Raw genomic sequence first — 7,476 nt, 5'->3', positions numbered from 1 at the left:
CGGGAGGGTGGGGCGGCGTCGAGGGCGGAGGGGAGTTCGGTGCGACTGCGGATGTCCAGCTTGCGGTAGGTGGCGGTGAGGTGGGTCTCGACGGTGCGCCGGGCCAGGTGCAACAGGGCGGCGATCTCCGCGTTGGTGCGGCCGTCGGCCGCGAGCCGGGCGATGCGCAGCTCGCTCTCGGTGAGCGCGTCGACGCCGCTGTGATGGGAGGCGCGGAGGCGGGGGCTGCCGGTGCGCAGCGCCTGCTCCGCCTGCCCCAGCAGGCGGACGGAGCCCGCGCGTTCGGCGACGGCTGCGGCCTCGCGGAGCAGCGAGCGGGCCTGGAGACGTTGCCCCGCGGCGGTGAGCCTGCGGCCCTGGGCAAGCAGCGCGGCGGCCAGCTCGGTCTCCGCGCCGCGGCCGCGTAGCGTCTCCACTGCCTGAGCGGTCAGCTCCAGGCCCCGGCGGCCGTTGCCGGCCGCGCCGAGCACGCGCAGCGCGCGGCCGAGGACCCGGGGGGTGCCCCAGACCTCCGCCAGCCGGTACTCCTCCTCGGCGAGCGGCAGGGCCGTCTGCGGTGAGCCGAGCGCGAGCAGGCACTCGGCCGCCGCCGACCGCCACGGCGTGACCACGGGGCTGAGCACGTCGCGTGCGGTCTGGCGGCGGCCGGACTCCAGGAAGTCGTCGACTGCCTCTGTCAGCTGGCCCGAGGCCGCGCGCAGCACGCCGCGCGCATACAGGAAGCGGTTCAACTCCCAGGTGTCGTGGGCGTCGCGGACGTCGACGTCGGCGGCCAGCCGGGCGGCGGCGGCCAGTCGGCCGGTCTCCACCAGCGCCACCAGCGCGTGCGCCGGCAGGTTGCCCGGCCGGTCCACCCCGCGTCCCTCGTGGCCCCCGCGTCCCGTGCGTCCCTCGCCGCGCCTGCCGCTCTCGCCGCCCTCGTGGCGTTCGAACTCGGCCAGCAGCCGCGCGTGGTCGCCGCGGGCTGCGGCGATGTCCCACTGGATGTCGCGCAGCGACAGCTGCATCGGGTGGAGCGGCGGCAGCCGGTACCCGGACCGGGCCTGCCGGACCAGCCGCTCGGCCTCGTCCAGGGCGTCGGCCCACTGCGCCACGACGGCGGCCGTGCCCAGCAGATAGGGCATCAACTGCGGGTCCTCCGTGGCCGCAAGCAGGGCGCGGACACGGCGCATGGCCTCGTCGGCGGAGAGCAGTCCGGCGGTGGCCTCGTAGCGGACCAGCAGCACCCGCTCGGCGGGGCCGAGCGGCGTCGGCGTGCGGTCGGCGTTCTCGCGCAGCTCGTCGTAGACCTCCCGCCGCACCTCCCGGTCGTGGTCGGACAGGAGTGCCGAGGCCAGGCGGGCGGCGCGGGTCAGCACCGGTTGGCCGCCCAGGGAGCCGCCCGCCTCCAGGTCGTGCAGCAGGGAGACCGCGGCCCGCGCCTCGCCGCGCCGGGCCAGTGCGTGGCCGAGCGCCACCGTGGCCTGCAGCCGCTCGCCGGGCTCCTCGCGCAGCCGCACCGCCTCGGTCAGCCGGGGTATGCCGGTGCCGCGCCGCGAGGCGAACTCCAACGAGCCCAGCTCGGTCAGCACCTCGGCGCGGCGCGCCCGCGGGGCCGGTTCCTCCAGCGCGCGGCGCAGCAGCGCCACCGCGTCGCCGGTCCGGCCGGTGCGGACGGCCGCGGCCGCCGCGTCCCGCAGCGAGTCCACGGCCCAGGGGGCTCCGGTGGCGGGGGTGCGCAGCAGGTGGGCGGCGACTGCCTCGGCCGGGTCGCCGCGGCGCTGCCGGAAGGCGGCGGCCTCGCGGTGGGCGGCCTGCCGTTCGGCGCGCCGCCAGCCGTCCAGGACGGCGTCGCGCAGCAGCGGGTGGGCGAAGCGCACCGGCCCCCGCTCCCCGTCCTCGCGGAGCAGTCCCAGTCGGAGCATGGCGGTCGTCCAGCCCGCCGCCCGGGCCGGGTCGGCGCCGGCCACGGCGGCGACCAGGTCGACGTCGGCCGAGGCCTCCTGCGGACAGCCCGCGACCGACTCCGTCCCGGTCAGGTCGGCCAACGCGCGGGCGACGGCGGCGGTCTCCGGGCCCGCGCTCTCCAACCACCAGGTGACCGCCGCCGCGTACGCGCCGGGGTACAGGTCGGCGCAGGTCTGCGGGAAGCCGACCGGAACGGCATCGGCTGGCGTAGGCGCGCTCATGTCATCCAACAGGGCACGCAGAAGGAGCGGGTTGCCCGCGCAAGCGGACAGGCAGCCGTCGACCCACGCGGCGGTGGTGCGCTCGCCCAGGCGGTCGCGGACCAACGCCTCGGCGGCGGCGCGGCTCAGCGGCGCGAGGACGTGGCTGCGAACCAGCGTCGGCGACAGGGTGTGGGCGAGCCCCGGCGCCGGTGCGGCGAGATCGTACTGGCCCCGCTCGGTGACCACGATCAGCAGCGGCAGGGTATCCAGCCGCCGGGCCGCCTCGGTGAGGAACCGCCGGGAGGCGGGGTCGGCGAGGTGGACGTCGTCGACCGCCAGCAGCAGAGGCCCCGCGGCGGCCCGGTCGCGCAGCAGCCGCCACAGCCGCTCGGCGATGCGCGCGGGGGCGAGTCCGTCTAACGCCGTCTCAGCACACCGCCCGTCGTGTTCGCTCCGTTCCGGCTCCAGCAGGTGGCGCAGTCCGCCGAACCCGGTATCGCGGCGCTCGGCGGAGCAGCGGGCCCGCAGCACCCGCAGACCCTGCGCGGCGGCCTGCGCGGCGGCCGTCTCCAGCAGCGCGCTGCGGCCCGTGCCGGTGGCCCCGCGCAGCAGCACCAGCCGCCCGGAGCCCGAGCGGGCTCGCCTGATCTCCGAGGCCACGAGCCGCAGGGCGTCCTCACGTTCGCACAGGGGCCCCTCGCCGAGGTGCGTGCCGGTCGAGGTCATCGGATCCTCCTGGAGGGCCGCGGAGCCGTCTTCGATGGCGCGGTGGACATCGTGGTGGGTGTCGTGGTGCCTTTCGTGGTGTGGCTCGTGGGGTAGCGCGTGGTGCTTGTCGTGGTGCCTCTCGTGGTGCGGCTCGTGGTGCTCGTCCCGGGGGCGCTCGTGGCTGATCCCGTGGTTATCCACGATTGCGGAGGTGGTTCGGTTCACCGGAGGCTGGCTTTCATCTGGGTCATCTTCGTCAAATCGGTCATCAGGCCCGGAACGTGAGGAACGTGAGGATGGTGGGTCATGATGGTGCGCACGTGTTCCGGGGCGACGGACGTCGTCGGCGGGATCCCGGTCGCCGTGTACGCCGATGACCCGATCTCGCTGGCCGGGGTCCGCAGTCAGCTGCGCACACAGCCGGGCGTCGAGCTGGTCGACACGGTCAGCGGGCGGGCGGGCGCGGTGGCGGTGCTGGTCGCCGAGGCGCCGGACGAGCCGACGCTCTCCTCGCTGCGGCGTCTCGCGCGCACCGACAACACGCGAGCCGTCCTGGTCGCCACCGCGGTCCGCGAGGCCGAGCTGCTCCAGGTCATCGAGTGCGGGGTCGGCGCCATCGTCTGGCGACGCGAGGCCACCGGGCACCGGCTCCACCAGGCCGTGCTCGCCGCCTCCCGGGGCGACGGGGACCTCCCCGCGGATCTGCTGGGCAGGCTGATGATCCAGGTGGGCACCATGCACCGCGGCGCCTCGGGCTCGTCCGACGCTCCCGTGCACGGCCTGGCGCCGCGTGAGGTCGACGTGGTCCGGCTGGTCGCCGAGGGGATGGACACCGGGGAAATCGCCAGCAAGCTCTCGTACTCCGAACGAACCGTCAAGAACGTGATGCACGGACTCACGACACGGCTCCAACTCCGCAACCGCGCTCATGCCGTGGCCTATGCCCTGAGGGAAGGCTACATCTGACAGTTGGGGCGCGTACCAATGCCCCCCAGGGCAACACGGAATGCCCTCGAAACGTCCCCAGGACGCCTGCCGGGGCACGCCGGTGGAGCGGCAGGATGGCCACCGGGTACGCCGTGTGCCCGACGGTCGGGAGACGGATCCGGCGGCGACGGCGGCCCGAGCGTGGCAATACGTGGCAGTACGTGACAGACGGCAAGTGAAGGGCGCGGCAGTGATCCACGAGGTGGACGAGGTCCTCAGGTCACTGCTGACCGGAGGCGCTCTGACGGGCAGCGGCGTCGAGATCGCCTTCGAGGCGCCGACCCGCGACTGGGCGGCCCGGCGCAACGCCCCCACCATCGACTGCTATCTCTACGACATTCGCGAGGACACCCGGCGGCGCGAACGCGGCGCGATCGCGGTCAGGAACGAGCAGGGCGTCACCGTCCGCCGGCGCCAGCCGCCGCGCTGGTTCCGGCTTGCCTACCTCGTCACCGCCTGGACCAAGCGTCCGCAGGACGAGCACAGGATGCTCTCCGCGATCCTCGCCACGCTGCTGCCCCGCGAACTCCTGCCGCCCGAGGAGCTGACCGGGTCGCTCGCGGCGCTCGGCCTGACCGTGCCGCTCGCCGTCGCGGCGCTGGGCACGGAGGCCCGCTCCACCGCCGAGATCTGGTCCGCGCTCGGCGGCGAACTCAAGCCCTCCATCGACGTGGTGGTCACCGTCCCCATGCTCTCCTACCCGGAGTACGACGCCGGGCCGCCGGTCACCGAGCTGGGCGTGCGGGTGCGCGGCATCGACGGCGCCACCGAGGACTCGCCCGAACGTCAGTACCCGCCGCGGCACCTGTCGGGGCGTATCGGGGAGGACGGCGACCCGGCGGCGGCCCCGGCGTGAACGCCCCCGCAGCGAACGCGTCCGACGTGAAGGAGCCCGCCGTGAACGTGCCCGACGCGGACGCGTTCGCCGTCAGCGTGTCCGACGCGGACGACTCCGCCCCGCTGCTCGCCCGGCTCGACCTGCTGCGCGCGCGGGTGGCGCGACTGGTCGCCGCCCGCAGCGCGGACGACCCCACCGCCGACGACCCGCTGCGGGGTCTCTACCTCTCCCCGGACGCCGTCCGCCATCTGCTCCGGCGCGCCGACGCGCGCCAGGAGGCCGGTGCCGCCGCGCTCACGCCTACGCGTCCCCCTGAGGAGGCCCGGACGGCCCGGACGGGCGGCGTCGACCGGTTGCACCGGCTCGCCGTCCGGCTGGGGCTGACCGCGCTCGACGTCGAGCTGCTGCTCATCGCCCTCGCCCCCGACCTGCAACGCGCCTTCGAGCCGCTCTACGGCTACCTCAACGACGACGTGAGCCGCCGCCGCGCCACCGTCGGCCTCGCCCTGGAGCTCTGCGGCCTGCCCGTGCACTCGGCCCAGGCGCGCGCCCGGTTCCACCCGGCCGCCCCGGCGACGGCGTTCGGCCTGCTCCGTGTCGACGAGCCCGAACGCCCCTTCCTGAGCCGCTCCTTGCGCGTGCCGGACCGGGTCGTCGCCCATCTGCTCGGTGACGACACCCAGGCCCCCGTGCTCGACGGCCGCGCGCGGCCGCTGGCCGCCCCGCTCGCCAGCCCGCAGGACGACACCCTGACCGAGCGCCTCGCCGAGCGCCTCGCCGCCGGACCGGTCGTCGCCTACCTTCGCGAGCACCGCGAGGGCGACGGACTCGCCTGCGCCGCCGCCGCGCTGCGCGCCGCCGGCCTGGAGGCCCTGCACTACACGCCCCGCGCCCACGGCCCCGCGTCCGTCCCCGCCGCCGACTCCCACGACCCCGGCCGCGACCACGGCCGCGAGTCGTCCCGCCACGACGACGACCACGAGCTCCCCGCGCTGCTGCGCGAGGCCAGGCTGCGCGGCTGTGCCCTCGTGGTCTCCCCGCTGCCCGAGAGGCCGGGGCCGCTCGTGCGCGCGCTGACCGTCCGCGACGTCCCCGTGCTGCTGGCCGGGACGGCCGCCTACGATCCGCAGTGGTGCGAAGGCGACCGCGACCCGCTGGTGCTCGACGCGCCCCGGCAGCGTTCCGGCGGCCTGGACGCCTGGTCCGCTGCCCTCGGCATGGCGGGCGCGGCCGGGGGCCCGGGAGAAGGGGACGCGGGGGAGGAGCAGGCGGCGGAGCCGGCCGACGAACTGGCCGCCGACCTGGCCGAGGTCGTCGCCCCGTACCGGCTCGGCGGCGAGCACATCCGACGCGCCGCTGACGCCGCACGGGAATGGGCCGCGTTCGAGGACATCCCGCTGTCCGCCGCACACCTGCGGCGCGCCGCGCGGCAGCAGTCCGCCTCCGGTCTGGAGCAGCACGCCCGCCGCATCCGGCCCGCCGTCACCTGGGACGATCTGGTGCTGCCCGAGGCGCCCCTGGCCCACCTGCGCGAGCTCGCGCTGCGCGCCCGGCACCGTGACCGCGTGCTCGGCGACTGGCGACTCAGTGCCGGAGGCGGCCGGGGGCGGGGAGTGCTGGCTCTGTTCGCGGGCGACTCGGGCACCGGCAAGACGCTCTCCGCGGAGGTCGTCGCGGCCGAACTCGGCCTGGACCTCTACGTGGTGCAGCTCTCCTCCGTCGTCGACAAGTACATCGGCGAGACCGAGAAGAACCTGGAGAGGATCTTCACCGAGGCCGACCGCACCGACGCGGTGCTGCTCTTCGACGAGGCCGACGCCGTCTTCGGCAAGCGCTCGGAGGTCAAGGACGCCCACGACCGCTACGCCAACCTGGAGAGCGCCTACCTCCTGCAGCGGCTGGAGTCCTTCGACGGCATCGCGCTGCTGACCACCAACCTGCGGGCCAACATCGACGACGCCTTCACCCGCCGCCTCGACCTGGTGGTCGACTTCCCCTTCCCCGACGCCGCGCAGCGGCTGGCCCTGTGGCGGCACAGCCTCGTGTCGGTGCCGTGCGTCCCCGGCATCGACCCGGAGCGCTGCGCCCGGGAGTTCGAGCTGGCGGGGGGCTCGATCCGCAGCGCGGTGGTCACCGCCGCCTACGCCGCCGCCGGTCGAGGCGAGGCCGTCACCGACGCCGACCTGATGGCCGGCGCGCAGCGGGAGTACCGCAAGGCCGGGCGCCTGGTCCTGGACGAGCACAACGCCTGGTGACGGACGCCTTCGTCCGCCACCAGGCGCGCCTTCCGCCCCGACGTGCTGGCCGGGGCACCCTGGCTCAGGGCTTGGCCTGGACCCACTTCTGGTTCGACTGGCCGTTGCAGTCCCACAGTTGGAGCCTGGTCCCGTTGCCCGTCCCCTGGTAGGCCGCGTCCACGCACTTGTTGGCGAGGATGCTGACCAGGTCGCCGCCCTGCGTGGTGTTCAGGGTCCACACCTGGGCCGGACCGCCGTTGCAGTTGGCCAGCTGGACCGTGGTGCCGTCGGCCGTGTTGGCGCCGGCGACGTCCATGCACAGGCCCAGCGAATGGATCGTGCCGCGGTTGTCCGGCGTCCCGTCCAGGACGAAGGTCCACTTCTGCCAGACCGCTCCGCTGCAGTCCCACAGCTCCAGCGGCTTGCCGTCCTTGCCGCCCTCCGCGGCGCCGTCGGTCACCGTGATGCAGCGGCTGGAGCCCCGCCCGACCAGCTCGACGCCCGTTCCGTTGCCGGCCGCCGGCGTCTGCCGGCCGCCGCCGCCACCGCTCCCGCC

The 7,476-nt window shown here is 75.4% G+C and carries 5 protein-coding genes; 3 read left to right on the top strand and 2 right to left on the bottom strand.

Going from position 1 to position 7,476, the window contains the following annotated elements; genetic code table 11:
* Positions 1-2,876, bottom strand: a 2,876-nt coding sequence (locus tag TR48_RS37795) for an ATP-binding protein (RefSeq protein WP_084730100.1), incomplete at its 3' end; no start/stop codon positions are given.
* 288 nt (positions 2,877-3,164) lie between these two features.
* Between TR48_RS37795 and TR48_RS37790 the strand changes: the two genes are divergently transcribed.
* The 3 genes from TR48_RS37790 (at position 3,165) to TR48_RS37780 (ending at position 6,938) form a co-directional block, all read left to right on the top strand.
* A complete protein-coding gene (locus TR48_RS37790) occupies positions 3,165-3,824 on the top strand; it encodes a helix-turn-helix transcriptional regulator (RefSeq protein WP_042375353.1) in 660 nt (219 codons plus the stop codon).
* Positions 3,825-4,035: 211 nt separating this feature from the next.
* Positions 4,036-4,701: a Pvc16 family protein gene (locus tag TR48_RS37785; RefSeq protein ID WP_042375351.1), complete on the top strand. Its 666-nt coding sequence runs from the start codon at positions 4,036-4,038 to the stop codon at positions 4,699-4,701.
* A gap of 47 nt (positions 4,702-4,748) precedes the next feature.
* Complete coding sequence (locus TR48_RS37780) at positions 4,749-6,938, top strand: ATP-binding protein (RefSeq protein ID WP_236652519.1); 2,190 nt, start codon at positions 4,749-4,751, stop codon at positions 6,936-6,938.
* A 64-nt stretch (positions 6,939-7,002) separates the two neighbouring features.
* On the opposite strand, the gene TR48_RS37775 is transcribed toward TR48_RS37780, so the two are convergent.
* A partial coding sequence (locus TR48_RS37775; protein ID WP_236652518.1) for a ricin-type beta-trefoil lectin domain protein occupies positions 7,003-7,476 on the bottom strand: 474 nt, incomplete at its 5' end.

The sequence above is a fragment of the Streptacidiphilus neutrinimicus genome (assembly GCF_000787815.1).
In the GTDB taxonomy this organism is placed as follows: domain Bacteria; phylum Actinomycetota; class Actinomycetes; order Streptomycetales; family Streptomycetaceae; genus Streptacidiphilus; species Streptacidiphilus neutrinimicus.
This window is presented reverse-complemented; position numbering and strand designations above follow the sequence as displayed.